The organism is Nonomuraea indica, from assembly GCF_002850745.1.
Lineage (GTDB): Bacteria > Actinomycetota > Actinomycetes > Streptosporangiales > Streptosporangiaceae > Nonomuraea > Nonomuraea indica.
Map to the genome: position 1 here is coordinate 1 of NZ_PJOK01000088.1, position 23590 is coordinate 23590.

At 69.4% G+C, this 23590-nt stretch carries 26 protein-coding genes and 3 pseudogenes; 15 read left to right on the forward strand and 14 right to left on the reverse strand.

Annotated elements, in window-relative coordinates; all coding sequences use genetic code 11:
- Window positions 1–66: 66 nt before the first annotated feature.
- The gene (locus CXR44_RS38235) at window positions 67–564 is read right to left on the reverse strand and encodes a site-specific integrase (RefSeq protein WP_245899939.1); all 498 of its coding nucleotides are present in this window, start codon (window positions 562–564) and stop codon (window positions 67–69) included.
- Between the two features lie 125 nt (window positions 565–689).
- On the opposite strand from CXR44_RS38235, the gene CXR44_RS38240 reads away from it, so the two are divergent.
- From CXR44_RS38240 to CXR44_RS38270, 7 genes and pseudogenes are all read left to right on the forward strand, one after another.
- Window positions 690–1025: an ArsR/SmtB family transcription factor gene (locus tag CXR44_RS38240; RefSeq protein WP_101791061.1), complete on the forward strand. Its 336-nt coding sequence runs from the start codon at window positions 690–692 to the stop codon at window positions 1023–1025.
- A 9-nt stretch (window positions 1026–1034) separates the two neighbouring features.
- Entirely contained in the window at window positions 1035–2264 is a 1230-nt protein-coding gene (locus tag CXR44_RS40440) for a GNAT family N-acetyltransferase (protein WP_219602262.1), read from the forward strand.
- A gap of 123 nt (window positions 2265–2387) precedes the next feature.
- Window positions 2388–2519: pseudogene (locus CXR44_RS42055) on the forward strand (arsenate reductase ArsC); the annotation flags it as partial.
- A 145-nt stretch (window positions 2520–2664) separates the two neighbouring features.
- Window positions 2665–3042, forward strand: a complete 378-nt coding sequence (locus CXR44_RS38255; RefSeq protein ID WP_342748641.1) for an arsenate reductase ArsC — start codon at window positions 2665–2667, stop codon at window positions 3040–3042.
- 87 nt (window positions 3043–3129) lie between these two features.
- Entirely contained in the window at window positions 3130–3522 is a 393-nt protein-coding gene (locus tag CXR44_RS38260; protein WP_101791062.1) for an ArsR/SmtB family transcription factor, read from the forward strand.
- The gene (gene arsB / locus CXR44_RS38265) at window positions 3522–4613 is read left to right on the forward strand and encodes an ACR3 family arsenite efflux transporter (protein ID WP_101791063.1); all 1092 of its coding nucleotides are present in this window, start codon (window positions 3522–3524) and stop codon (window positions 4611–4613) included. The genes CXR44_RS38260 and arsB overlap by 1 nt, the downstream gene beginning before the upstream one ends.
- A complete protein-coding gene (locus tag CXR44_RS38270) occupies window positions 4606–5025 on the forward strand; it encodes an arsenate reductase ArsC (protein WP_281260324.1) in 420 nt (139 codons plus the stop codon). The genes arsB and CXR44_RS38270 overlap by 8 nt, the downstream gene beginning before the upstream one ends.
- A gap of 56 nt (window positions 5026–5081) precedes the next feature.
- Here CXR44_RS38270 and CXR44_RS38275 read toward each other — a convergent pair whose 3' ends face one another.
- Together CXR44_RS38275 and CXR44_RS38280 are read right to left on the reverse strand one after the other, a co-directional pair.
- Window positions 5082–5426: a hypothetical protein gene (locus tag CXR44_RS38275; protein WP_101791064.1), complete on the reverse strand. Its 345-nt coding sequence runs from the start codon at window positions 5424–5426 to the stop codon at window positions 5082–5084.
- Between the two features lie 54 nt (window positions 5427–5480).
- The gene (locus CXR44_RS38280) at window positions 5481–5819 is read right to left on the reverse strand and encodes a hypothetical protein (protein ID WP_101791065.1); all 339 of its coding nucleotides are present in this window, start codon (window positions 5817–5819) and stop codon (window positions 5481–5483) included.
- 200 nt (window positions 5820–6019) lie between these two features.
- Between CXR44_RS38280 and CXR44_RS38285 the strand changes: the two genes are divergently transcribed.
- Window positions 6020–6295, forward strand: coding sequence for a hypothetical protein (locus CXR44_RS38285; protein ID WP_101791066.1), 276 nt, complete (start codon window positions 6020–6022; stop codon window positions 6293–6295).
- A 35-nt stretch (window positions 6296–6330) separates the two neighbouring features.
- On the opposite strand, the gene CXR44_RS38290 is transcribed toward CXR44_RS38285, so the two are convergent.
- Window positions 6331–7584 (reverse strand): M28 family metallopeptidase, encoded by a 1254-nt coding sequence (locus tag CXR44_RS38290; RefSeq protein WP_101791067.1) that lies wholly within the window; start codon window positions 7582–7584, stop codon window positions 6331–6333.
- Window positions 7581–7832 carry a hypothetical protein gene (locus CXR44_RS39940; protein ID WP_180903900.1) on the reverse strand — a complete coding sequence of 84 codons (252 nt, stop codon included), beginning with the start codon at window positions 7830–7832 and terminating at the stop codon, window positions 7581–7583. The genes CXR44_RS38290 and CXR44_RS39940 overlap by 4 nt, the downstream gene beginning before the upstream one ends.
- 235 nt (window positions 7833–8067) lie before the next feature.
- On the opposite strand from CXR44_RS39940, the gene CXR44_RS38295 reads away from it, so the two are divergent.
- Window positions 8068–8883: a sulfite exporter TauE/SafE family protein gene (locus CXR44_RS38295; protein ID WP_101791068.1), complete on the forward strand. Its 816-nt coding sequence runs from the start codon at window positions 8068–8070 to the stop codon at window positions 8881–8883.
- A 63-nt stretch (window positions 8884–8946) separates the two neighbouring features.
- Here CXR44_RS38295 and CXR44_RS38300 read toward each other — a convergent pair whose 3' ends face one another.
- The 4 genes from CXR44_RS38300 to CXR44_RS38315 form a co-directional block, all read right to left on the reverse strand.
- Window positions 8947–10005, reverse strand: coding sequence for an ArsO family NAD(P)H-dependent flavin-containing monooxygenase (locus tag CXR44_RS38300; RefSeq protein WP_101791069.1), 1059 nt, complete (start codon window positions 10003–10005; stop codon window positions 8947–8949).
- On the reverse strand, window positions 10002–10400 hold the full coding sequence (locus CXR44_RS38305; protein WP_101791070.1) for an ArsR/SmtB family transcription factor: 399 nt from the start codon (window positions 10398–10400) through the stop codon (window positions 10002–10004). The genes CXR44_RS38300 and CXR44_RS38305 overlap by 4 nt, the downstream gene beginning before the upstream one ends.
- Before the next feature lie 16 nt (window positions 10401–10416).
- The gene (locus CXR44_RS38310; protein ID WP_245899941.1) at window positions 10417–11508 is read right to left on the reverse strand and encodes an MFS transporter; all 1092 of its coding nucleotides are present in this window, start codon (window positions 11506–11508) and stop codon (window positions 10417–10419) included.
- Between the two features lie 171 nt (window positions 11509–11679).
- On the reverse strand, window positions 11680–12258 hold the full coding sequence (locus tag CXR44_RS38315; protein ID WP_219602263.1) for a hypothetical protein: 579 nt from the start codon (window positions 12256–12258) through the stop codon (window positions 11680–11682).
- Window positions 12259–12671: 413 nt separating this feature from the next.
- Between CXR44_RS38315 and CXR44_RS41490 the strand changes: the two are divergent.
- Window positions 12672–12794: pseudogene (locus CXR44_RS41490) on the forward strand (hypothetical protein); the annotation flags it as partial.
- A gap of 49 nt (window positions 12795–12843) precedes the next feature.
- Here the strand turns inward: CXR44_RS41490 and CXR44_RS41495 are convergent.
- Entirely contained in the window at window positions 12844–13026 is a 183-nt protein-coding gene (locus CXR44_RS41495) for a site-specific integrase (RefSeq protein WP_180903903.1), read from the reverse strand.
- 184 nt (window positions 13027–13210) lie between these two features.
- On the opposite strand from CXR44_RS41495, the gene CXR44_RS38335 reads away from it, so the two are divergent.
- Window positions 13211–14050 (forward strand): helix-turn-helix transcriptional regulator, encoded by an 840-nt coding sequence (locus tag CXR44_RS38335; protein WP_101791071.1) that lies wholly within the window; start codon window positions 13211–13213, stop codon window positions 14048–14050.
- 13 nt (window positions 14051–14063) lie between these two features.
- Here the strand turns inward: CXR44_RS38335 and CXR44_RS38340 are convergent, their stop codons facing one another.
- Window positions 14064–15599, reverse strand: a complete 1536-nt coding sequence (locus CXR44_RS38340; protein ID WP_101791072.1) for a long-chain-fatty-acid--CoA ligase — start codon at window positions 15597–15599, stop codon at window positions 14064–14066.
- A 423-nt stretch (window positions 15600–16022) separates the two neighbouring features.
- Between CXR44_RS38340 and CXR44_RS38350 the strand changes: the two genes are divergently transcribed.
- Window positions 16023–16391: a DUF6042 family protein gene (locus CXR44_RS38350; protein WP_144070244.1), complete on the forward strand. Its 369-nt coding sequence runs from the start codon at window positions 16023–16025 to the stop codon at window positions 16389–16391.
- Here the strand turns inward: CXR44_RS38350 and CXR44_RS38355 are convergent, their stop codons facing one another.
- Window positions 16392–16814, reverse strand: coding sequence for a YybH family protein (locus CXR44_RS38355; RefSeq protein WP_219602266.1), 423 nt, complete (start codon window positions 16812–16814; stop codon window positions 16392–16394). It abuts the gene before it with no gap.
- Window positions 16815–17202: 388 nt separating this feature from the next.
- Between CXR44_RS38355 and CXR44_RS38360 the strand changes: the two genes are divergently transcribed.
- Window positions 17203–18135, forward strand: a complete 933-nt coding sequence (locus tag CXR44_RS38360) for a phytanoyl-CoA dioxygenase family protein (RefSeq protein ID WP_101791076.1) — start codon at window positions 17203–17205, stop codon at window positions 18133–18135.
- 993 nt (window positions 18136–19128) lie between these two features.
- On the opposite strand, the pseudogene CXR44_RS38370 reads toward CXR44_RS38360, so the two are convergent.
- Together CXR44_RS38370 and CXR44_RS38375 are read right to left on the reverse strand one after the other, a co-directional pair.
- A pseudogene (locus CXR44_RS38370) lies at window positions 19129–19967 on the reverse strand (IS256 family transposase); the annotation flags it as partial.
- Window positions 19967–20425 carry a hypothetical protein gene (locus CXR44_RS38375; RefSeq protein ID WP_144070245.1) on the reverse strand — a complete coding sequence of 153 codons (459 nt, stop codon included), beginning with the start codon at window positions 20423–20425 and terminating at the stop codon, window positions 19967–19969. The pseudogene CXR44_RS38370 and the gene CXR44_RS38375, both read right to left, overlap by 1 nt.
- Window positions 20426–20491: 66 nt before the next feature.
- Between CXR44_RS38375 and CXR44_RS38380 the strand changes: the two genes are divergently transcribed.
- Together CXR44_RS38380 and CXR44_RS38385 are read left to right on the forward strand one after the other, a co-directional pair.
- Window positions 20492–21904 (forward strand): cellulase family glycosylhydrolase, encoded by a 1413-nt coding sequence (locus tag CXR44_RS38380; protein WP_101791079.1) that lies wholly within the window; start codon window positions 20492–20494, stop codon window positions 21902–21904.
- Between the two features lie 95 nt (window positions 21905–21999).
- On the forward strand, window positions 22000–23583 hold the full coding sequence (locus CXR44_RS38385) for a glycoside hydrolase family 5 protein (protein ID WP_219602268.1): 1584 nt from the start codon (window positions 22000–22002) through the stop codon (window positions 23581–23583).
- Window positions 23584–23590 lie beyond the last annotated feature (7 nt).

The window sequence follows — 23590 nt, forward strand, 5'->3', positions numbered from 1 at the left end:
ACCGCGCCACCGGCCAACCCATCACACGATCGCTGATCGCCTACGACCACTGACCCGGCGTAGGACTTACTCGTCTAGGTCAAGGTCCTCGACATTCAGCGCCAGGATCTCCGCGGCCCGGGCCGCCTTTTCGTAGAGCATCCGCCAGAGCGTTCGCTCGCGCAGCGGGATATCCCGGCGGGACAGCAGCCGCTGGATCGTGGTCTTGGCGACCGCACGGATCTCGTCGGCGTTCTCGTTGCGGCGTTCGGCGTCGCCGGAACCATTGTGTTTCTTGGTCTGGCACCAGGTCAGCCAGGAAGTGACGGCGGCGCGGTTGCGGTTCCAGGTCGCCGGCGCGCATCGGCCCCACAGTTCGGTGAGCGCGGAGCCGATCTCGGTGTCGGTGACTTCGGTGAGCGGCCGGTCGCGGCCGAGCAGAGTAGTAACGCGGTCGATGGCCGAGGCGTAGGCGCGGTGGGTGTTGGGGTTGGCAGTGCGCGGGGTGGCCAGGAAGGCGTCGGCGGCCGCGGCGAGGCTGACGTCTCCACCGCGAAGGGCGGTGACCTTCGGCGCGGCGCTCATGCCGACCGCCGACCGCGGGGCGGCGGCCGCTGCACCGGTCTCGGCGATGTACCGGATAACGTGCCGGAGTCGTGCACCGCCCCTGGCTTCCGCATTCCTAATTAATCGAATATCGTCGATAGACGATGAATGAGAACACGGACCCCTTGCCGCGCGCGGAGGCCGAAGAGTACGCGAGCTGGTTCAAGGCCCTGGCCGACGCCACCCGCATCCAACTCGTGTCGCTGTTGGCCCGGCGACGCGCACCGATGAGCGTGGGCGAGATCGTGACCGCCTCCGGCGTCGGTCAGTCCACCGTCTCGCACCACCTGAAGATCCTGGCCGAAGTGCGGTTCGTGCTCGTCGAGAAGCAGGGCACCTCCAGCCTGTACCGGATCAACGAGAACTGCGTGAGCTGCTTCCCCACTGCCGCGGACGTGGTGATGGGCAACCCCGTGCCGGCCACGCCGGTCTGCGACTGAGGAGATCTCATGGCCCACGACAAGATCGTCGACCACTACTCCGCCCTGGCCCGCACCGCGCTCACCGGGCAGCGCATCACCGACTGCGACCCCACCGCCTTCACCGACGGCGGCTTCGGCCCGGCCGGCTACGACGACACCGCGGTGCTTCCTGACGGGGCCGTCCGGGCCAGCTTGGGATGCGGCAACCCGGTCGCCGTCGCCGAGCTGCGCGCCGGGGAGACGGTGCTCGACCTCGGCTCCGGTGGCGGCATCGACGTGCTGCTGTCGGCCCTCCGCGTCGGCCCGCACGGCACCGTCTTCGGCCTGGACGCCAGCCCGGCCATGGTGGAGCTGGCCCGGCGCAACGCCGAGCAGGCAGGCACGTCCAACGTGCGGTTCCTGAACGGCACGATCGAGGCGATCCCGCTGCCCGGCCACGCGGTCGACGTGGTCTTCTCCAACTGCGTGATCAACCTGTCCGATGACAAGGCGACCGTGCTGGCCGAGGCGTTTCGGGTGCTGCGGCCCGGCGGCCGGTTCGGCGTCAGCGACGTCGTCACCACGCAGGCGCTCGACGAGCAGGCGCGGCAGCGGGCCGAGCAGCGCATCGGCTGCGCGGCCGGATCGCTCACCGTGCAGGAGTATCGGGACCTGCTGGCCGCGGCAGGCTTCGTCCAGATCGCCATCACGTTGACCGCCGATCACGGCGACGGGGTGCACTCGGCCATCGTCCAGGCCGTCAAACCCGCCATCGGGCCCGGCCTGGAGATCCGGCCGATGCGCGAAAGCGATGCCGCCGAGGTGCTGGCGATCCACCAGGCCGGGTTGAACACCGGCCAGGCCAGCTTCGAGACCACCGCTCCCAGTTGGGAGGGCTTCACCGCGAGCCGGTTGCCGCACCTGCGGTACGTCGCCGTGGATGGTGACTCCGGCGAGGTGCTCGGCTGGGTGGCGGCTTCGGCGGTGTCGTCCCGTCCGGTGTATGCGGGCGTGGTCGAGCACAGCGTCTACGTCCATCCGGGCTGCCAGGCCCACGGTATCGGCCGCGCGTTGCTGTCGGCGTTCATCACCGCGTGCGAGGACGCCGGCGTGTGGACGATCCAGTCGGGCGTCTTCCCCGAAAATGCCGCCAGCTTGTCCCTGCACCAGGCGCTCGGTTTCCGGGTGGTGGGCACGCGCGAGCGCATGGGGTGCCACCGCGGCGTCTGGCGTGACGTGATGCTGATTGAACGCCGCAGCGCTGCGGTCGGCGCCTGAGAGGTCGGCACCTGAGAGACCGCGAGGGTTGCTGCTGGCCCGGCGTTCACCCACGCGACATCGACGGCTGTCGATTCCTGTCGAAATCGACAGCCGTCGATATGAGCGCCGTCGGAGCCCTTCATGGACAGCACCTGCCGCCACGCTGATCTGACCGTCGATCAGCAGCACGTCCTGCTCACCGCAGCCCGTACCCTCGCCACCGAGTTCGTCGGCACCTTCGGCACCGAGACCATCGAGCGGTTCCTGCACACCAGCTACGAGCAGTTCGCCGGCCGCGCCGTCATCGCCAACTACCTGCCGCTACTGGCCGAAGCGGTTCGCCCGCCAGCGCCTGCGCGCGCTGGCCCGCATCGAGGGCAAGGACTCCAGCGACGCGCCGATCGTGCTGTTCCTGTGCGTGCACAACGCAGGCCGCTCGCAGATGGCGCTCGGCTTCTTCACCCGCCTGGCCGGGAGGCGCGCCCTCGGCTGGTCCGGCGGCACCGAGCCCGGCGAGCTGATCAACCCGGCCGTCGTGGAGGTGATGCACGAGCGCGGCATCGACATCACCGGCGAGTTCCCCGAGCCGTGGACCAGCGAGATCGTCCAGGCCGCCGACGTGGTGGTCACCATGGGCTGCGGTGATGCCTGCCCGGTCTCTCCGGGCAAGCGCTACCTGGACTGGGACCTGGACGACCCGGACGGCAAGACGATCGAGCAGATCCGCCCGATCCGTGACGACATCGAACGCCGGGTCCGCGCCCTGCTGGCCGACATCGGCGTCCCGGCCGGCTGAGAGCAGGCTCACGTACCCAGCAGGCAGAGACGCATGTCAATATAGACGTTCACCTATTTCGATGGATGTCTATCCGAAGGGCAGTGGATGGAACTGCTGGAGATCTTGGAGTGCAGCCCGCCGCTGACCCGCGAACCGCTGGACGCCGAGCAGGCGGCCGGGGTGGCGCGCGTGTTCAAGGCGCTCGGCGACCCCGTACGGTTGCGCATCCTGTCCATCGTGGCCAGCCGCGCAGGCGGCGAGGTGTGCGTGTGCGACATCACCGACGCCTTCGAGCTGTCCCAGCCGACCATCAGCCACCACCTCAAGGTGCTCAAGGAGGTCGGCCTGCTGACCTCCGAACGGCGCGCCTCCTGGGTGTACTACCGCCTGGTGCCCGAGACGCTGGGCGAGCTGTCGGCGCTGCTAACCCTGCCCACCAGCAGGCCCGCCGACGGGCCCGCCAGCCTGACGGCCACTGCAGCGGCGGTGTCGCGGTGATGTCGGCCCAATCCGCACAAGCCACCGCGCCGCCAGCCGGCGTGATCGGCGCCCTGTCGGTGCTGGACCGGTTCCTGCCCGTGTGGATCATCGCCGCGATGGGTGCCGGGCTGCTGCTCGGCCGTCTGGTGCCCGGCCTGGACACCGCGCTGGACGCCGTCAAGATCGGCGAGATCTCGCTGCCGATCGCGCTCGGCCTGCTGCTGATGATGTACCCGGTGCTGGCCAAGGTTCGCTACGACCGGCTCGGCACCGTCACCGGCGACCGCCGCCTGCTGATCTCCTCACTGCTGCTCAACTGGGTCCTCGGCCCGGCACTGATGTTCGCCCTGGCCTGGATCTTCCTGCCCGACCTGCCCGAGTACCGCACCGGGCTGATCATCGTCGGGCTGGCCCGGTGCATCGCCATGGTGCTCATCTGGAACGACCTGGCCTGCGGCAACCGGGAAGCGGCCGCCGTCCTGGTCGCGCTCAACTCCATCTTCCAAGTGGTAGCCTTCGGCGCCCTGGGCTGGTTCTACCTGCAGGTGCTGCCCGGCTGGCTCGGTCTGCCGCAGGCCGCGCTTGACGTCTCCGCCTGGCACATCGCCTTCTACGTGCTCGTCTTCCTCGGCATCCCGCTGCTCGCGGGCTACGCCTCACGCCGGCTCGGCGAACGCGCCCGCGGCCGTACCTGGTATGAGCAGTGCTTCCTGCCGCGCGTCGGCCCGATCGCCCTGTACGGGCTGCTGTTCACCATCGTCATCCTGTTCGCCCTGCAAGGCCACACCATCACCTCCCAGCCCGGCGACGTGGCCCGCATCGCGCTGCCGCTGCTGGCCTACTTCGCTCTCATGTGGGGCGGCGGCTTCGCGGTCGGCAAGACGATCGGCCTGCCGTATGACAAGACGACCACGCTCGCCTTCACCGCCGCCGGCAACAACTTCGAGCTGGCCATCGCGGTCGCGGTCGGCGTCTTCGGCGTCACCTCCGGCCAGGCCCTGGCCGGCGTGGTCGGCCCGCTCATCGAGGTCCCCGTCCTGGTCGCCCTCGTCTACGTCAGCCTCGCCGGCCGCCGCCTGTTCACCGCCAAGGAGCCCACCCGTGCCTGAGAACGCCCACGAGACCACCACCGGTAAGTCGTCCGTCCTGTTCGTCTGCGTGCACAACGCCGGACGCTCCCAGATGGCCGCCGGCTGGCTCACCCACCTGGCCGCGGGCCGCGTCGAGGTCCGCTCCGCCGGATCGGCCCCCGCCGATCAGGTCAACCCCATCGCCATCGAGGCGATGCGCGAGGTGGGCATCGACATCACCGCCGCCCAGCCCAAGGTCCTCACCGTCGACGCGGTCGAGGCCAGCGACGTGGTCATCACCATGGGCTGCGGGGACGCCTGCCCGATCTTCCCGGGCAAGCGGTATGAGGACTGGAAGCTCGACGACCCTGCCGGGCAGGGCATCGATGCCGTCCGCAAGATCCGTGACGACATTCGCGCCCGGATCGAGAAGCTGATCACGCAGCTGTAGCCGCATCACGTCAGGGCGGCGTGTGGCGTCCGGTCCCGCGCCGTCTGATGGATACGTCAGGCGATGCCTCGGGCGATCTCGCGGACCACCTCACGCCCCGTCGGGGCGACCGCCTGCTGCATCACAAGCAGCAGATCCATCTCCAGCTTCGGATGGCGGCGCACCAGGTCAGCCGCCAGCTCGGCGACGGTTTGCCGCGCCACCTGCGCTGTGGCCTGTTCCATCTGCATCTGGAGCGTCAGCGACAGCTGCGGCAACCTCGCCGCATTCGCCGGAGGAGGACGGGCACCGGCCCGGGAGCGTTGAAGGTCGGCCAACTGGTCGCTCAACAGGCTCAGCTTGTCCTGCTGAGCCTGAACGGTCTCGCGAAGCTCGGTGACGAGCTCGCGCAGCTCGGCCATCTGACCCCGCGGTGGCGCGGTGCGTACTCCGCCCTTGTCCAGGAAGGTCCGCTGTCAGGCGCGTTCCCAGGCCGCGAGATCTGGTGCCGGAACGCCCAGGTGGGTCACCAGTGCCAGGGTGACGGCCTTGCTGGCCAGGCGTTGGCCGCGCAGCATCTTGCCGCCGGTCTCGCGTGCCACCGGCACGGGGTCGTGCTTGGTGCGGCGGGCCACCTGCCGCATCGACAGTCCCGAGCCGGCCAGCAGCAGGCTCAGTGCTTGAGCGAGCTGCTGAAGGGTCTGCACCTGTTCGGGATCGGCCAGCAGCCCGTCCTGCTTGGCCAAGGTGCCGGCCGATGCGGCATCTTTCACGAGCGTACGCTCCTTGACCTCGTCGGCGGCACCGACGTTCACGCGGGGATCACAGCGTGGACGCCCCTGGCCCCGAATGGCCCCGAATGGCCGCCGATGCGGGGCCGGCCCGCCGGGGCGGCCCCGGACGATCGGCCCTGGCGTCACTTCGGTCTGCGCCTGGCCCCTGATCTGGCTGGTCACCCTCGGTTGCCGCTGTGCTGGGGAGCAGTTCCCGTACGCTCTGCGGGCCGCCTGACGGCGTGCTCGCCTTCATGAGAAAGAACGTCATGCAGATTCTCGACCTGCTCACTGGCCTCTTGCAGGTGGCCTCCGCCGCGGCCGGCCTGTACGCCGCCATCACGCTGGCGCGCCGCCAGTTGACCCGTCCCGTAGAGGGCGAGCCCGCAGAGCCGCCTGTCGGGACGCCGTCAGCGACGACGCCCCCGTTCGTCCAGCCCTCGTCCGGCCCGCAGCCGATGCTCGGATCGCCGGTGGAGGCGTCCGCCACGTCGCCGGAGGCCGACGCACGTCCATGACGATCCCGCTCACACCATGACGCCGCGCACGCCCGTCAGAGGGCCGAGGCGATATGGGGCGCCAGGAGCCACACGGCGGCCACCAGCAACCGAGCCGCTGCCACCAGGGTGTCCGCCTGGACGCGGTCGGGCGTTTCGGCGGGGGTCTGGTAGCCGGGCATGCCCATGCCGATGCCGATCGCGGCCAGCCCGGCGGCGGCGTAGCGGCGGTTGTCGGAGGCCATGGCGCCCGCCCGCAAGGGCACGCCGGTCAGGCGGGCGGCCTGGTCGAGGGTGGCGAGCAGGGCGTGGGCGGGTCCGCCCGCCTCGACGGCGGCGGCCTGGTGCAGGTGCGCGGCACCGTCGAGGTTGATCACGAGCGTGTCCGGCGGCAGGGTGGGGGCGTGGTGGGCCGAGCCCCATGCGCCCGCCTCCTCCGCGTCCAGGAAGGCCACCATCAGCTCCAGTGTCCCGGGCGGCGGAGCGGCGGTCAGCACGCGGGCGGCCTCCAGGACCGCCGCCACTCCGGAGGCGTTGTCCGCGGCTGCGGGCAGGCGGCGGTCGGGGTCGTCGCCGACGCCGTCGTAGTGCGCGCTCAGCAGCACCCGTACCCGGCTCGCATCTCCCTGCGCAGGGTGGGGGAAGCGGGCGTGGATGTTGTGGCCGCGAGTGGTGATCTGCCGCAGCGGCATCGAGGCGGTCACCTGGACCGGGCCGCTGGCCAGGGCTTCGGCCAGGCGGGCGTGCACCTCGGTGCTCAGGGCGATGACGGGCACCTGCCGGGCGGGTGGCCCGGCGATCATCTTGGGCATCCAGCCCTCGGCGTCGGTGCCGCGCACGGTCAGCACGCCTACGGCACCGTGGGCCTCGGCAAGCTCGCACGCTCGCCCCCAGTCCGCGGCCCCGGCCAGCACCCACCGGCCGTGCAGGTCGGTCTCGGAAGCTGCGGCCAGCGGGGCGGAGTGCGGGTGCGCCAGGTCGGCGGAGGCGAGGTGTTCGACGAAGTCGCGGCGGTGCTGCAGGCGCTGCGCCTGCCCGCCGGTGCTCCATTCGAGGACGGGCGAGGCGTACAGCTCGCGTACGCCGGCCACGTCGAAGCCGGACAGCTCTGTTTCGGCGCCCAGCTCGCCGAGGCACTCGGCGAGCCAGGTGGCGGCGGCCTGGCCGCCGGGCGTTCCCACGCGTCGCCCGGCGTAGCGGTCACCGGCCAGCTCGCGCACCGTGGCCTGCATCCGCTCCGCCGACACCGCTTTCACCAGGGCCGACAGAGCTGCTGCGGGCTGGTCCACGCCTGGGAGCGCGGGGATCATCCGCAGCAGCCGGTGGCCGTGGCGTCCGTGGCCTGGGTGGCGGCGGGGGCCGGGGCCTGGCCGCAGCATCCGGACTGGGCGGCCTCCTGGGCCACGGCGGGGCTGCCACAGCAGCTCGTGGCCGCCTGATCCGCCTCGCTCACGCTGGTGGCGCTGGTGGCGGGGGCCCCGCAACAGCCGCCGGCGGCAGGCGGGGTGAACGCCTCCGCCAAGTCGCCGGTGAAGCCGCCGCTGCTCTGGTTCGTCATCGTGGTCTCCTTCGCCGGGTGAACGGCAGTAGGCCGCCACTCGAAGAGTTAGATGGATGTCTAAGCAGCGCCACGATCTCACACTGTTTAGATGGACGTCAAGATAGACGAATATCGAATCATCCTCCGTGGCCGACCGGAGGTCGGCCACGTGGCTTAGGGTGAATGAGCGGACACCAGGGCCCGATCACGCCGGGACACGGCGGGCAGCGAGCCGGGCAAGGAGCATGATGGTATGGCCCCGGACAACAGCACTCTGCCCGCGCCGTTGACGCGCTCGCTGCCGCTGGCCTTCACCTCCGGCGCAGCGATAGGCGCGTTAGGAGGGATGATCGGCCTGGGCGGCGCCGAGTTCCGGCTGCCGCTGCTGATCGGCCTGTTCGGTTTCGCCGCGCTGTCGGCGGTCATCTTGAACAAGGCGATGAGCCTGGTCGTGGTGCTGGTGGCGCTGCCGGCCCGGCTTGCCACCGTCCCCCTCGCCGAGCTGGCCGCGCATTGGACGGTCGCGGTCAACTTGCTGGCCGGCAGTCTGCTGGGGGCTTGGGCAGGAGCCTCGTGGGCGGTTCGGATGCGGACCGCCACCCTCTACAGGGTCCTCGCGGCTCTGATGGTGCTCATGGCCGGCGCTCTCGTGCTCACCCACACCACGGCCGTGGGATCGCTCGCCCTGTCCGGCGCAGCGCTGGCGGTGACCGGCGTCGTGGCCGGGTTCGGCATCGGGGTGGTGGCGGCCATCATGGGCGTGGCCGGCGGCGAGCTGCTGATTCCGGCGATCGTGTTGCTGTACGGCGTTGACATCAAGGCGGCGGGCAGTCTCTCGCTGGTGGTGTCGCTGCCCACCATGCTGGTCGCGTTCGCCCGCTACAGCCGGGACGGCAGCTTCGCCGTCCTGCGCGCCAACCTGCGCTTCACTCTCATCATGGTCGCCGGCTCCATCGCCGGTGCTCTCCTCGGCGGCCTGCTGCTCGGTGTGATCCCCGATATCGTCCTCGTTCCCGTCCTCGCCGCCGTCCTGCTGATCTCGGCGGTCAGGATGGCCCGTCACACCTGACCTTCGCGGCGACCGTCCTGTCCGCGTGCGAGCGAGAGATCAGACCGAGGTTCAGGAGCGCGTCTACCGCTGGGCGACGATCTCGGCGACCATCTGCCGGGCCGTGCGGCCCGCGCCGATCAACGTGGCCGAGGCGGGCCCGGTCCAGTCGCCGTAGCCGAGCAGGTGCAGGCGCGCTTCGCCGACCGCCTGGGTGCCGTGGGTGGGGATGAGGCCGTCCGGGCCGCGCAGGCCCAGGGGTGCGAGGTGGCTCAGGGCGGGCCGGAAGCCGGTGCACCACAGGATCACGTCGCAGGCCAGGGTGCTGCCGTCGGCCCAGGCGACGCCGTGCGGGGTGATGCGGGTGAACATGGGTTCAGCCTTGAGCACGCCGCGGTCGCGGGCCTCGCGCACTGGTGGGACGGCGACGATGTCGCCCAGGTTCGCGATGCCCTCGGCCTGCTCACTCGCCTGGGCGGCGCGGTGGCGGCGGGTGGCCAGATCGAACAGGGCGCGTCCGTCGATGTCGTCGGGCAGCAGGCGTGGTGGTCGCTGGGTCACCCAGGTGACCTCGGCGACGGTGGACAGCTCGGCCAGCAGCTGGGCGGCGGAGTTGCCGCCGCCGACGATGACCACGCGCTTGCCCCGCAACGGCTCAGGGCCGCGGTAACCGGCGGTGTGCAGGTGCTCGCCACCGAAGTCGCGCAGGCCCGGATGGTAGGGGATGTAGCGGCGCCACCAGGTGCCGGTCGCACTCACCACGACCTTGGCCTGCCAGACGCCCTGGCCGGTCTCGACCAGGAGGTGCCCGTCACCGCGCCGCACGGCGTGCACGGTCACCGGGCGCAGCACCGGCAACTGGTAGCGGTGTTCGTAGTCGGTCAGGTAGGTGACGACCTCGGCGGCGCTCGGGTAGCCGCCGCCGGGCGGGATGGGCATCATGCGGCCGGGCAGCGAGCTGTACTGGGCCGGGGAGAACAGGCGCAGGCTGTCCCAGGCGTGCCGCCATGCGCCGCCGGCGGCGTCCTGGGCGTCGAGGATGACGAAGTCGGCCTTCGCGCGGCGCAGGTAGTAGCCGGTGGCCAGGCCCGCCTGCCCGCCGCCGATCACCAAGACGTCAACGGGCCGGGGACCGGCCGTCATGCGGGCAGCAGCTCCAGTTCAGTGCGTCCGGCCGCAGGCTGGGGGCCGGACCCGGGAGCGGGATCGGTGAGGGGGGTGAACAGGGCGCCGAGCCGGTTCACCGCCTCGGGGATGATGCGGTAGTAGACCCAGGTGCCGCGCCGCTCACCGTCGATCAGCCCGGCCGTGCGCAGCACCTTGAGGTGGTGAGAGATGGTGGGCGCGGTCAGGTCGAAGGCGTCGGTCAGGTCGCACACGCACGCCTCGCCGCCGGCGTGAGAGCCGATCATCGACAGCAGCCGCAGCCGGACCGGGTCGGCGACCGCCTTGAGCATCACGGCGAGCTCGGCGGCGGCATCCTCGGCCAGCGGTTCGCGGGCGATCGGGGCGCAGCACTGGCCGGTGGGGACGGTCATGACAAACCCCTCCTGATTAGAAGTCTGTCGAAATTATAGGCGGTGGTAGACCACCAGCGCGAACGCGACCATCGCGCAGGCGGCGGCCACCGCGCCCATCACTCACCCGTAACCCGCGGCCTGGGCGAGGGCGCCGAGCGGGGCCAGCGCCTTGTCGGCGACCGAGAAGACCGCGATGCGGCCGGCCAGGCTCGCGTAGGCGGCGGTGCCGTAGCGGCCGACCAGCAGGTGCGGCAGGGTGATCGAGGCGATGCCGAAGCCCAGCCCGAACAGCAGCACCGCGCCGATCGCGCCCGCCACGCTGCGTCCGATCAGCGGCAGCAGAGCGGCCACGCCTTGCACGGCGAAGATGGCGGCGGCGATGAGGGAGGCGGGCAGCCGCGTCTGCAGACCGGCGGTGATCAGCCGCCCGGTCTGCAGACAGCACGCCCAGCAGCCCGGCCAACGTGGCGGCCAGCACCGGCGGATGGCCCAGGTGGATCAGGTAGGTGATGAGCAGGACCGCCACGGTGACGACCGCGCCGCCGCTGGCGGTGAAGGCGATCACCAGCAACCAGAACGGCCGAGCGCGGGTGGCCGCCTTGACGATGGCGGCCCGCTCCTGCGCCGCGGCCGACGCCTGCTTCCTCGCTGTACGGGCGCGGCGCGGCACGAAGGCGTGCAGCGGGATCGCCGCCAGGCCGTAGATCAAGGCCAGGATCACTGGTGCCGTACGCCAGCCGTACCGGTCCACCAGCAGGCCGGTCAGCGGCAGGAAGATCGAGGAGGCGAACCCGGCCACGATGGTCAGGGCCAGCAGCCCGTTCGCCCGGCCGCGCTCGTTGCCGGCGTAGAGGGAGACGATGACCGCGAACGCCGCCTCGTACAGCAGCGGGGAGCAGGCGACGCCGACGAGCGCGAACACCGCGTACAGCTGCGGCAGGCTCTCCACCCGCGACCAGCCCAGCACCGCCGCGGTGCCCAGCAGCGACCCGGCGGTCATCAGGACGCGCCCGCCGCGGGCGTCCAGCAGGCGACCGACCAGCGGCGCGCACAGCGCGGCGATCAGGATGGACAAGGTGAGCGCCGCGGCGATCTGCGCGGGCGTGGCGTGCAGGTCGCCGGCCATGGACGCGAGGAAGAGGAGAAGGCGTAGTAGAGCACGCCATAGCGGATGGTCTGGGTGACGGCCAGCGCAGCAGCGACCCGCCAGCCATGTCCGGAACGCGGCGGACCGCCGCCCTCGAGTGCGCGTGGTCGGCGGCGGTGTGCGCGCCGCCATTTTCTGGAGTCCCGGAAATCAGCGGGTGCTCCCCCGCCGCCGGCAGCCGCCCGCCCTCACCCATGTCCGCTCGTCCCCGAGGTGCACGAAGGCGTCGAGGAAGCCGGTCCAGGCGTTCACCGCGAACAACAGATCCGGTAGGTCGATCTTCGGGAGCATCTTCTCGACCCGCTTGCGCAGCCAGGTCAGCGACTTCGGCTCGCCGAGCGCGCCGAGCTTGTCGACGTTCAGCTTCACCCGCCCGTCGTCCTGTACCTCGATGGACACCTTCGCCGCCGGCCCGGCTTCCTCCAGGCGCTCGGCGGGCTGCTTCCACCCGGCATCCAGACCGCGCACCAGCTCCGCCAGGTACTCGGTGACGGGCATGTCCAGGTTCAGCCCGGCCAGCACGTCCTCCTCCACCTCCCAGTCCGGCCCGTCCAGCAGACGGGCACGCGGGTTGGACCAGCGGTGCGAGGGCGAGGCGAACATGTCACGGTTGTCCAGGGCCCGGTGCAACTGCTCCAGCACGCACACCACGTATGCGTCCCGGTCCACCGCGCCCTGCGCCAGATCGGGGTTGGCGTACACCGCCTTGCGCCACGCTGATGGCACCAACTTGTCGTCCACCTCACGCGCAGCGGCTTCGCCGCCGGTTCAGTTATCTCGGGTTGGAGGACCTTTCAGCAGGTCAGAGGACGATGATCTCTTCTTTCACGTAGGCCAAGTTGACCGAACGCAGCCCTGCCCAAGAAGGGCCGAGCGTGCGGAGAGCGCCTCGAGGTCGTTAGGGGTGCGTCGCAGCACTCCGACATCTGGGAAGCAAGCGATCTTGCTAATGGGGGCGGAGGCGAACCGTGGCCCCGCCCTTGGCGGGGTTCCGGTAGCAATGAAGAAATTTCCAACGAAGTAGCCTCTGACCTGCATAAACGTAGGCGCTTGATCGCCCGTGGAAGGTGATGCTCACTGCCGTTACGTTCGTTCCGGTTTCATCCGGTACGGCAGGTAGAGGTGGTGCGTTGTCCGAGAAGATGTTCTCCGAGGAGCAGCTGGAGCAGCTGCGCTCGTACCCGGAGATCACCGGCGATGAGCTGATCAGGTATCTCACGCCGACGGCGGCTGACGTGGCGTTCGTGAGTCCCAGTGGTCGGGGGCCAGTTGATCGGCTGGGCATGCTGGTCCAGCTGTGCAGCCTGCCCTGGCTCAGCCGATCGTCATCTCGGCCTGGTCGAGGTCGACGTCGTCCCAGCGCAGGCCGAGCGCTTCGCCGAGTCGGAGGCCGAGGACGAGGACCAGGTCGTAGGCCGGGTACATCAGGTCTTCGCGGTTGCGCGCCGACTTCAGGAACGTCCGTGCCTCGTCGACGGACCACGGCTTGACGTTCAAAGAGTGGAACCGTGCCAAGCACGTCGAGCAGGCCGGAGGGGAAGAGTCCCTTGCCGAGACCCGGCGCGTGGTTGACGATTTCCTCGACGCCTGACAGCTGTAGGGGAAGATCGAGCTCGTAGTCGGCGCGGGTACGGCGGCGGCCGGGCGCAGTCGGCTGACCCTTGGGAAGAAGGGCGGAGTGATGTCGCATACCTGGCGCGGCTGGTGTCTCCTTCGGCCCGGTCTCATGCTGTACGGCGGCACGGTCGGCGGCAACGACCTGCATGCGCATCACGCGATCCAGCTCATCGTCGCCACCGAGCCCTTCACCATGGCCGATGCCCACGGCGAGCGGCTGACCACGAGCATCGCCGTCATCCCGCCCGACACCGGCCACACGGTGCTGACCGGCGCTCGCGACGCCCTGCTCGCCCACCTGGATCCGCGCAGTCTGCCGGGCCGGTCCCTGCTCGCGCGCTCCGGCACCGGGCCGGGGGCTTCGTCCTGGTCGCCGTCCGCCGCGCGGACCGGTCACGGCCCTCTGCCGATCGCCCCCGGGAGCTCGCAGCCGGCGAGCCGCGTGGGAACGCGGCCGCTCATGTTCACCGAGCCGCCGGTCGGTCACGCGCGCTCGGCCGAGGCTGCGAGCGCGCTGCGTGCCGTCGAGGCGTGGAGCGGCCTCGTCGGCGCCGGCGGCACCAGCGGCGTCCTGCCGCACCCGGCGGTGGAGGCGGCGATCTCCGTCATTCCCGCGCTCCTGGCAGGAGGACGAGTAAGGCTGCGGGCGGTCGCGGACGCGGTCCACCTGTCGCCGAGCCGGCTCGCGCACCTGTTCAGCGCGCACGTGGGGATCCCGCTACGGCCGTACGTGGGGTGGCTGCGCCTGCGGCGGGCCATCGACCAGGTGGCCGCCGGGGAGACGCTGACGGCGGCCGCGCACACGGCGGGGTTCACCGACGGCCCGCACTTCACCCGGGCCTTCCGGCGCACCTTCGGCAACGCGCCCTCCGAGCTCGCCACCGCGATCGACTGGTTACCCTGATTCCGGCGCGTCCCTAGCGCAGTTCACGCTTGAGAATTTTGCCGGTCGCGGTCATCGGCAGGCTCTCACGGAACTCGATGGTCCGCGGGTACTTGTAGGCCGCCATGTTCTCCCGGCACCAGGCGACGAGCTCGCTCTCACTCGCCATCGCTCCGGTCGACGGGACGACGTACGCCTTGACCTCCTCCCCGTACGAGCCGTGCGGCACGCCGACCACCGCCACCAGCGAGACCGCCGGATGTGTCATCAGCACCTCCTCCACCTCGCGTGGGTAGACGTTGAACCCACCCCGGATGATCATGTCCTTGGTGCGGTCGACGATGGCGTAGTAGCCGTCCTGGTCGCGGGTGGCGATGTCGCCGGTGCGGAACCACCCGTCTCGCAGGACCTCTGCGGTTTCCTCAGGCCGCCCGTGGTAGCCCTTCATGACGTTGTGACCGCGGATGGCGATCTCGCCAGGCCCCTCGCCCTGGATGGTGTTCCAGTCGCTGTCCACCAGTCGCATCTCCACCCCCCAGAGGGGGAAGCCGATGGTGCCGGGCTTGGTGGGTCGGCTGGGCTGGTTGAAGCAGGCCGCGGGCGACGTCTCCGACAGGCCGTAACCCTCCAGGATCGCGATGCCGAACGTGGCCTCGAAATCCTTGAGCACCTCGACCGGGCAGGCGGCCGCCCCCGACACCGCCACCTGTAGCGTCGGGGGCACCTCGGCCTCGTCCGCGTGAATCTTCGACAGCATCGCCCAGTACATGGTGGGCACCCCGGCGAACATGGTCACCTTCTCCCTGCGCATGAGCTCCAGCGCCTGGCCGGGCTCGAAGCGCGGCAGGAGCACCAGGGTGGCGCGGCGGCGCAGGCTCACGTTCATGACCGAGGTCTGGCCGAAGGAGTGGAAGAGAGGCAGTACGGCGAGCGAGACGTCACCCTCGGGATCGGCGGGGAACATCTGGTCGCTGACCATGGCGTTGATCAGCAGGTTCGCGTGAGTGAGCTCGGCGCCCTTGGGCCGGCCGGTGGTGCCGGAGGTGTAGAGGATGGCCGCGATGTCCTCCGGCCCGGTTCGTACCGTCTCGAATTCCCCGGGCATCCCGTCCAGCGCTGCCCAGAACGACTCGCCGTACTCCGACTCGGTGGCCAGCGGCGTGGCGGGCAGGACGAAGAAGTGCTCACAGCCCTGCGTGCCGTCGAAACCCTCCCGCCCACGCGCCCCCATGGGCAGCTCATCGGTGCCCTCGAAGCAGAAGAGTGCCTTGGCGTCGCTGTCGGTCAGGTGATAGATGATCTCACGCGGCTGCAGCAGCACGCTGAGCGGGACCACGGTCGCCCCGGCCTTGAGAATGCCGAAGTAGACGAACGGGAAGTAGGGCAGGTTCGGGCAGAGCAGCGCCACCTTGTCGCCCCTGCCGAGCCCCCGCGCTACCAGCAGGTTGGCCACTTGGTTGGCGACGGAGTCCACCACGGCGTACGACAGGCGCAGGTCACCGAGGACCAGGGCGGTCCGGTCCGGCGCGTTGCGGGCGCTGTCTTCCAGAACGATCGACAGATTGAGCATCGTGCTCCTCTCATCGGAACGCGTCGTCCGTCCCCAGGATGCTCCGGCCGATCACGGCAGCACTTGTACGAACGTGCCGACTCCTCTCCACCCGCTCGCGCTGCCCGGTGTTCCCGGCCACGAGCGCCCGCGCCAGAGCGATCAACTCCTCGCGGGACATCTCCTTCAGACAGACCGGACGCCCAGAGATCACGTCACTACCTGACCGAATGATCAGAAGTTGGACATCCAGAACTTCCGGCACGCAGCGCACATGAGCCGAATGCCTATGTCCGGTCGCCAGGGCCGAAGCGTTCTCATGTCGTGAGACCGAGTAGCTGAAGACCGTCTGCGGGATGGCTGCGCGCCGCGGCCACCCATCGATGACCCGGCCAGGCACCTGATCTGGACGAACACCCACTCGTGCGGGCCCTGCGCCGCCGCTTGACCGACGACGAACGAGAGCTCAAGCATTGGCGGGCCGGCTTCACCGCGTTCGCCCAAGCCTGTGGCCACCCCGCCGTTGAGACCATGGCCGATTTGCTGGCGCTGTGGCAGGACATCGGTCTCCTGACCGCCAACGGCGCCACCGACGACGATCCCCTCTGGAGCCTGCCGGTGCCGCTACCCTCGCCGTGGCACGTTCTGTATGCCCGCGGCCGTACAGCCCCACCGCATACCTTGGCCGCGGCCCTGGACTTCCTGCTCGACAGTGCCACCACGTGGGACCGTGAGTTTTCGCCACGAGAGGTGTTCAATCTCATCGTCACCCCTGACGTCCACGGGAATCGGGCCGTTTCCGTTGTGTACTGATCAGATACCAGTACGCCGCAGAGCGGGCCGGCCGCCTTTCGCCCACGCCCAGGCCGTCAGTCGCCACTCCGCGCCGATCTTGCGAAGCGCCACCGTAAAGACTGAGCCAGTTTGGGTGACCTGCTCGCCTCGAAGGGTGAACGTCATGCTCGCGGGAGCAACGACATATGCGTACTCGCCGGTGACGTCGACATGCCGTGGTTCATCGAGAATGATGTGGTACCCGGAGGCCCCCACGTGCTCAGCCTCGGCAAGGACCTCCCTCCACCAATCCTCGCCGGCTGTCGGCCCCTGCCACACATGCGGCGACATACCGTCAAGGATCTGCATCGGGTCAGCGCAGGTCGCTGCCATCGCCTTCACGTCACCGCGGTTGAAGGCGGCAACGTATTGGAGCACCGCCGCCATGGGATCGTTCGACACGACAGGTCCCTTCTGTCTGGGAGCTCCTCGCACTCTCTTCATTGAATCCCTCTGTGCACCCTCGCCTGAGGCCGGGATGGGCACCTGCGGATTGACCGAGCACCAAGGGCATTGTCTGGACGCGACCAACCCCGGTGGACGGATCCGCCAACCACCTCACGCTGATCGTCACCGTCTTCGGCACCGTCACCCATGCAGTGATCTGAGCCCTGCTTCCGTCACGCGAGCCCATGGACGCGTAGCGGTCAGGGGCCCGGATCGGCCCTCCGCTCCCGAACGTGTCCCCAGCCGCCGTAGCGGCGTTTGGTTCGGCTGATCCAACAGGGCTGAGGGCAGGGCGAGCGAAAAGTGATTGCCGCTGGTTGCCCGCGTGGATGATCATGGATGGATGGACCTTGAGAGCGCGGCGCGGGACTGGCTGGCCGATGGCTTCGTGATCCTCCCGGGGTTCATCCCCGCCGAGGAGTTGGGAGCGGCGGTGAACGAATTGGATCTGCTTTTTCCGTCCGCCGAGGGCTTCCATGACGGCACCGACCCGCGCCGCGAACGCTTCATCGGCGACGAGTTCGCCGGGATCGACACCTTCCCGTTCGCCAGCACCGAGATCAGCCTGCTTGCGGTGAACCATCGCATCCTGGCGCTCGCCCAGGCACTGCTAGATGACAACAGCATCCACCTCTACACGGCCGAAGCCTGGGCGAAGTACACCGGTGCTTGCGACTACGACCAGGACCTGCACCGCGACTACCTCAACCACACCCTGCTAGTGCCCAGCACCGCTCCGGGCTGCCGGCAGTTGGAGATGTTCGTCTTTCTGTCCGACGTCCCCGAAGAGCTCGGGCCGCCGCACCTCCTTTCACGCAGGCACACCGCGGACATCCCCGCCGTCCCGAACTGGTTCCTGCGGCCGGGGCAGGAAAGCGACTGGCGATTCAACGATGACAGCGGCAGCCCCGAGATGTACGGCGCCGAGGTCTCCGGTGCCGGGCCCGCAGGAACCGTCATCGCTTTCGAAGCCGGCACCTTCCACCGAGGCACCCGACTGACAGCGCCTCGCGGCGCCCGCTACAGCATGCACCTGGGCTTCCGGCCGTCCAGCCTCTCATGGGGACAACGTGCCGGCTGGGCAGCGCGCGGCTTCGAACGAGAATGGGTCGCGTTCGTCCACCGCGCTACCCCTCGCCAACTCCAAGCCTTCGGGTTCCCCCCACCAGGCCATACCTACTGGACGCCGCAGACACTGACCGGCATGGCGCTTCGGTATCCGGAACTCGACCTCACACCCTGGTCGACCTCCGCTCCCGCACCGCATAGGTCGTGATGGCGCTCCGACGCCTTCGCGGGCTGTCGGGATTAGGTCTAATCCCGACACCTCAGCGAAGACCCCACAGCCCGATCAAGCCCTACTCGGTGCGACTGGGGACACGTTCGGCGAGTGGAGAACCACTTTCCAGGTAGTACTCCCAGATCCACACGGCACAGACCCACATCACGGAGACACGAAGAAACTGACGGACTGTTTGTCGTCGGGCTGGGACGCGTGGATCGGCGGAAAGACTCGTGTCGTTCGCACGCCGAAGCTGCCATCGAGCCGATATCCCTTTTGAATGGTCTGGTGTCCCAGCCGTGGCCTCCTGCCTCTCCCCCTTCCTCGCCGTCGGGCCGGTTGGCCGTTTGGTCGCCGCCTTCTTCATCGGCGGCGCCATCACCACCGTGGTCGCGTTCGCTCTTGCGTCCGTGGCCTACGGGGCCGACAGAGTGGGGCTCGGCCAGCATCTGTTCGCCGGCATCAGGGTGATCAGCTCGATCCCCATCGGGGCGGCCATGGCTCTCGCTTTCCTGATCGCTAAGGCCAAAGGGCCCGCTGCACCTATCGCCGCAGCCTTCGGAGCACTGGTCGCCGAGCGGGTGGGGGTGCTGCTGTGCAGCCCCCTCTGGGGGTGGGGGGACGGCTGGTGGGATTACGGGCCTGCCGCGATCACCGGCGATGCTCTTGACTTCTCCGACGGTGGGCAAGCCCTCTTTATGCTGGTGAACTGGGTAGCGGTCCTGATCGTGCCCATTACGGCGGGCGTGCTGACCGCGCTCCTCTCACGGCGGAAGCCGAAGGCACCTCCGACCGTTCCCGCCTGGGCGCCTGCTCCAGTCCCATGGGTCAACCCGAATCCGGCGTTCCCGCCCGCACCCGGCCCCCGGCAGCCGAGGCAGCCGCCCGCCGGGCCCAGCGTTCCGAATTAAGAGCCTGCTGACGAAGGGATTTGGTGCCGGGGCGCGAGTCAGGAGAGCGTCGAGGTGTGGTCATCGTTGCGCCGTTGAACGGCACGAACTCGCCCCACGCGTCCTCCCACAACTTCACGATCGCCGGATACTTGCCGCCCCAGGTCTCGGCGAAGTCCATGAACCGCTCGAGTGCGGCCGATTCGGTGGGCGCGGTGTAGACCGGCCGCAGGGCCTTGGCGATGGCGTCCCAGTGCTGGCGGGCGGCGTAGCGGAACGAGGCGCGCAGCAGGTGAACCACGCAGGTCTGCACGACCGCCCGCGGCCAGACGGTCTGGATGGCCTGCGGTAGCCCTTTGAGGCCGTCGCAGACCACCGTCAGCGCATCGCCGGTGCCGCGGTTTTTGATCTCGGTGAGCACATGCAGCCAGAACTTGGCGCCCTCGCTGCCGTCGCCGGCCCACAACCCCAGGATGTCGCGCTCGCCGTCGACGGTGACCGCCATGGCCAGGTAGATGGGCCGGTTGGCGACCTGCCCGTCACGCAGCTTGACGTGCACCGCATCGATGAAGATCACCGGATAGACGGGATCGAGAGGCCGGTTCTGCCACTCGGCCATCCCGTCGATGACCTTGTCGGTGATGGTGGAGATGGTCTGCTTGGACACCTCGGCGCCGTAGACCTCGGCCAGATGCGCGGAGATCTCGCCGGTGGTCAGGCCCTTGGCGCCAGCAAGATAACCATCTCGTCCACGCTGGACAGCCGGCGTTGCCGCTTGCGCACGATCTTCGGCTCGAAGCTGCCGTCGCGATCCCGCGGCACGCTGATCTCCACCGGCACGACATCGGTGAGCACGGTCTTGGCCCGGCTGCCGTTACGCGAGTTGCCCGCGCCACGACCGGCCGGATCATGCTTGTCGTAACCGAGATGATCGGTCAGCTGACGCGCTCCCGCTGCCGACGCGGGAGGGCGGCCAGCCCGGCGAGCCAGCCCAGCGCGATCCCCCATAGCAGGCCCGCGATCAGCCCGCCCACAAGATGTCCGGCGTATGCCCCCAGGCTCGCCGAGGCGACCTGGGACAGCACGACCGCTCGCAACAGGTTCACGACCACCGCCCCCAGCACGAACGCCCCCCACGTGCGCCAGAAGCCACCCCGGGCCCGGGCCACCATGACGACCAGCACCAAGGCGAGGACGCCGTCGGCGAGCGTGACGAGCCAGGTCGTCTCTCCCAGCGGCACCACGCGCAGACCCGGCAGCCCGTACGGCAGGCCGAGCGCGGACGGCACGGCCAGGTAGCCCACCCGGGTGACCAGCGCGCTCCCCCACACTCCAAACGCAAGGACGATCGCGAGCGTGACGATCGCGGGGAGGCTATTGCGACTAATGCTCATGTTCGGCAGGCTAGCCGCGACCGCGATTCTGGCGGAAGACCCCCGTTCCCGGTGACCGGAGTCCATATGAAGAGTGCTCGGCTTATCACGGCCGTCGCCGTACTGGCCGTCCTGGCCGGGGGCGGCGTCGCCGCGGCGACCAGACCCACCCCAAAGCCCGTCGCCCGGTTCGTCACGGACGATCAGGGCAGGGCGCTGTTCCTGCACGGCTTCAACACGGCCAGCAGCGCCAAGAGCACGCCTGACGGCCTGCCGACGTTCACCGAGGCGGACCTCGATCGTGAATACCGGGACATGGGGACGAACTTCGTCCGCTTCCTGATCCAGTGGCGCACGCTCGAGCCCACCCCAGGCACCTATGACACGAAATATCTGGACAAGGTGGCTGAGCGCGTCGCCTGGTACGCCAAGCGTGGCTACCACGTGATGCTGGACATGCACCAGGACCTGTGGGGCAGCGACATCACCCCTGGTAAAGCGGCGGGCAACGGCGCGCCCGGGTGGGCCACACACCTCGACGGCCTCCCGGTCAGCACCGACCAGCCCACCTGGGAGATGTACTACTTGGAACCCGGCGTCATACGGGCCTTCGACCACTTCTGGAACACCACAGGTGACCACCCCGAACTGATGGACCACTACGCCAAGGCGTGGAAGGCGGTGGCTGCCAGGTTCAAGGACGACCCCGCCGTCATCGGCTACGACCTGATGAACGAGCCCTGGGGCGGCTCGATCCAGGGCGCCCAGTTCGAGACCGGCCCGCTGGCGACCCTCTACCGCAGGTCGATCGCGGAGATCAGGTCGGTCGACCCCGACAGCTGGATCTTCCTCGAGCCCCAGGCCGTGGGCGTCAACTGGGGCTTGCCGTCGGCCCTGCCGCACTTCGACGACCCGCGCGACGGCCAACCGCGCATCGGCCTGGCCCCGCACCTCTATCCGCTGCCGCTCGACCTGGGCGATGACTACACGGCCGGTTCCCGTCGGTGGACCGATCGCACGCTGGGCTGGTGGCGGGACAACACCCTCCGCACCGCCGAACGCGTGGGCGGCCCTGTGGTGCTGGGCGAGTTCGGGCTGGACATGTCCCGGCCGGGCTCCTCCGACCTGGTCAAGCGGGTTCTCGGGCTCACCGACCAGGTGAACATGGGCCGAGCGTACTGGTCACGTGACCCCGGCCCCTGGGGCCCCTACGACGACAAGGGGAAGCCGGGGCCGCTGGTCGCTGCGATGGCCAGGCCGTACCCCAGGGCGGTCGGCGGGGTGCCGGTGAGCGTGGCCTACGACGAGAAGTCCCGCGCGCTGACCTTGGTCTTCGACGCCAACGAGACCGGCCCGACCGAGATCTACCTGCCCGCACGCGACTTCCCCAACGGTGGGCAGGCCTCCATCGGCGAGGCCACCTGGGACGCCGGCAGGCGCGTCCTCACCGTGAAGACGAAGACGGCCGGCCGCCTCACCCTGACGATCACCCCTGGATAGCAGTACGGCTCCGGGCGCCCCCGAGGCCCGGCAGGTTTCCCTCCACTCCCCTATGGCGTCGCGGTTCTCGCGCGCCGACCCCTCGAGGTGACCACTTGAGAGCGAGAGCAGTACTCGCCGCGCTGACAACGGCGCTCACCGGGCTCGTCATGGTGGATCAGCCCGCCCCTGTCAGCGCAGCTGTCAACGCCGCGTCGTCCGGGGAACTCCCCGTTTCCTGGTCGGCTCCGCTCAGCACGCGCGGACGCCACATCGTCGACGCCGACGGCAACAGGTTCAAGCTGCAGTCGGCCAACTGGCACGGCTCCAGCGGCACCTGGACCGGCAGCGGCGACGACGAGGACCCGGCCAACAACTTCGCGCAGGAAACCGGGCATCGCGCCCCGCTGGGCCTGGACCGCTCGCCGATCGACACCCTGATGCTCGACTTCCACTCCCTCGGCATCAACAGCATCCGGCTGCCCTTCTCCAACGAGATGATCAGGGACCGGCGTCCGATCACCGGGCTGACCGCCAACCCGCGGTTCAACGGCCTCACTCCGCTGCAGGCCTACGACCTGATCGTCGAAACGCTCACCAAGTCGGGGTTCGCCGTCATCCTCAACAACCACACCACCACGACCCGCTGGTGCTGCGGCCTGGACGGCAACGAGCGCTGGAACAGCGGCCAGTCCACCGAGACCTTCGTCGACGACTGGGTCTTCATGGCCGAGCGCTACAAGGACAACAAGCGGGTCGTCGGCGTCGACCTGCGCAACGAGGTCCGCCGGGACACCTGGAACAACCCCAACTGGGGCTGGGGCGACGGCCACGACTGGGCCGCCGCGGCGCAGGAGGCGGGCGAGCGGATCCAGCTCGAAGCCAACCCCGATCTACTGATCATCATCGAGGGGATCAACTGGATGGGCATCCCGTCCGACCTCTTCTGGCACGACCGGCCGCACCTCAAACCGGTCAAGGATCTGTCGCACACCTTCCCCGTCTCGCACAAGCTGGTCTACGCCGTGCACTTCTACGGCTACACCGGCCCGCAGCACACCGGGGCCACCGGCCCGGGCGAGACCCACGACGCGCGTTACCGCGAACTCAGCCGAACCGATCTGTTCGCCGAGTACGACAAGGCCGCCGGGTACGTCGCCGACACCCCTGACCGGCACTACACCGCGCCGATCTGGCTCAGCGAGTTCGGCGTCGGCAAGGAGGCCACCGGCCAGGACAAGACCTGGTTCGCCAACACCGTCGACTGGCTCATCGAGCATGACGCGAACTTCGCCTACTGGCCGATGATCGGTTTCCAGGAGGACGACAAGGGCAACACCTGGGGCCTGCTGCGCTACTCCACGACCGGCGCCGTCCGCAAGGTCTTCGACGCCGACGACTGGCGCGGCCCGCTCTGGAAACGGCTGATCGCCGCGAAGGGCTCGGCCGGGCAGGTCGCCCCGGTGCGCACCTGGTCGCAGCTACGCGCCAAGCACAGAGACCACATCGCCTCCATCCGGCTACGCGCGGCGGGAGACTGGGACCACGGGAATCGCAAAGCCGTCTGCCCGGACGACCAGCGGCTGGTCGGGATCACCCACTTCGACCACTATGCGCTCTGCACGGACGCCGGGGCGGCGAACCTGTGGCAGTCCGGGCCCACGACCAAGGTCACCTCCGAGAACGTCACCGAAGACTGAGCCAACG

Excerpts from the sequence above, each read along its gene's own strand:
- CXR44_RS38235 (WP_245899939.1), bottom strand. The coding sequence starts at position 564 with ATGAGCGCCGCGCCGAAGGTCACCGCCCTTCGCGGTGGAGACGTCAGC.
- CXR44_RS38240 (WP_101791061.1), top strand. The coding sequence starts at position 690 with ATGAATGAGAACACGGACCCCTTGCCGCGCGCGGAGGCCGAAGAGTAC.
- CXR44_RS40440 (WP_219602262.1), top strand. The coding sequence starts at position 1,035 with ATGGCCCACGACAAGATCGTCGACCACTACTCCGCCCTGGCCCGCACC.
- CXR44_RS38260 (WP_101791062.1), top strand. The coding sequence starts at position 3,130 with ATGGAACTGCTGGAGATCTTGGAGTGCAGCCCGCCGCTGACCCGCGAA.
- arsB (WP_101791063.1), top strand. The coding sequence starts at position 3,522 with ATGTCGGCCCAATCCGCACAAGCCACCGCGCCGCCAGCCGGCGTGATC.
- CXR44_RS38275 (WP_101791064.1), bottom strand. The coding sequence starts at position 5,426 with ATGGCCGAGCTGCGCGAGCTCGTCACCGAGCTTCGCGAGACCGTTCAG.
- CXR44_RS38290 (WP_101791067.1), bottom strand. The coding sequence starts at position 7,584 with ATGATCCCCGCGCTCCCAGGCGTGGACCAGCCCGCAGCAGCTCTGTCG.
- CXR44_RS39940 (WP_180903900.1), bottom strand. The coding sequence starts at position 7,832 with ATGACGAACCAGAGCAGCGGCGGCTTCACCGGCGACTTGGCGGAGGCG.
- CXR44_RS38295 (WP_101791068.1), top strand. The coding sequence starts at position 8,068 with ATGGCCCCGGACAACAGCACTCTGCCCGCGCCGTTGACGCGCTCGCTG.
- CXR44_RS38300 (WP_101791069.1), bottom strand. The coding sequence starts at position 10,005 with ATGACGGCCGGTCCCCGGCCCGTTGACGTCTTGGTGATCGGCGGCGGG.
- CXR44_RS38305 (WP_101791070.1), bottom strand. The coding sequence starts at position 10,400 with ATGACCGTCCCCACCGGCCAGTGCTGCGCCCCGATCGCCCGCGAACCG.
- CXR44_RS38310 (WP_245899941.1), bottom strand. The coding sequence starts at position 11,508 with ATGGCCGGCGACCTGCACGCCACGCCCGCGCAGATCGCCGCGGCGCTC.
- CXR44_RS38335 (WP_101791071.1), top strand. The coding sequence starts at position 13,211 with ATGTCGCATACCTGGCGCGGCTGGTGTCTCCTTCGGCCCGGTCTCATG.
- CXR44_RS38340 (WP_101791072.1), bottom strand. The coding sequence starts at position 15,599 with ATGCTCAATCTGTCGATCGTTCTGGAAGACAGCGCCCGCAACGCGCCG.
- CXR44_RS38360 (WP_101791076.1), top strand. The coding sequence starts at position 17,203 with ATGGACCTTGAGAGCGCGGCGCGGGACTGGCTGGCCGATGGCTTCGTG.
- CXR44_RS38375 (WP_144070245.1), bottom strand. The coding sequence starts at position 20,425 with ATGAGCATTAGTCGCAATAGCCTCCCCGCGATCGTCACGCTCGCGATC.
- CXR44_RS38380 (WP_101791079.1), top strand. The coding sequence starts at position 20,492 with ATGAAGAGTGCTCGGCTTATCACGGCCGTCGCCGTACTGGCCGTCCTG.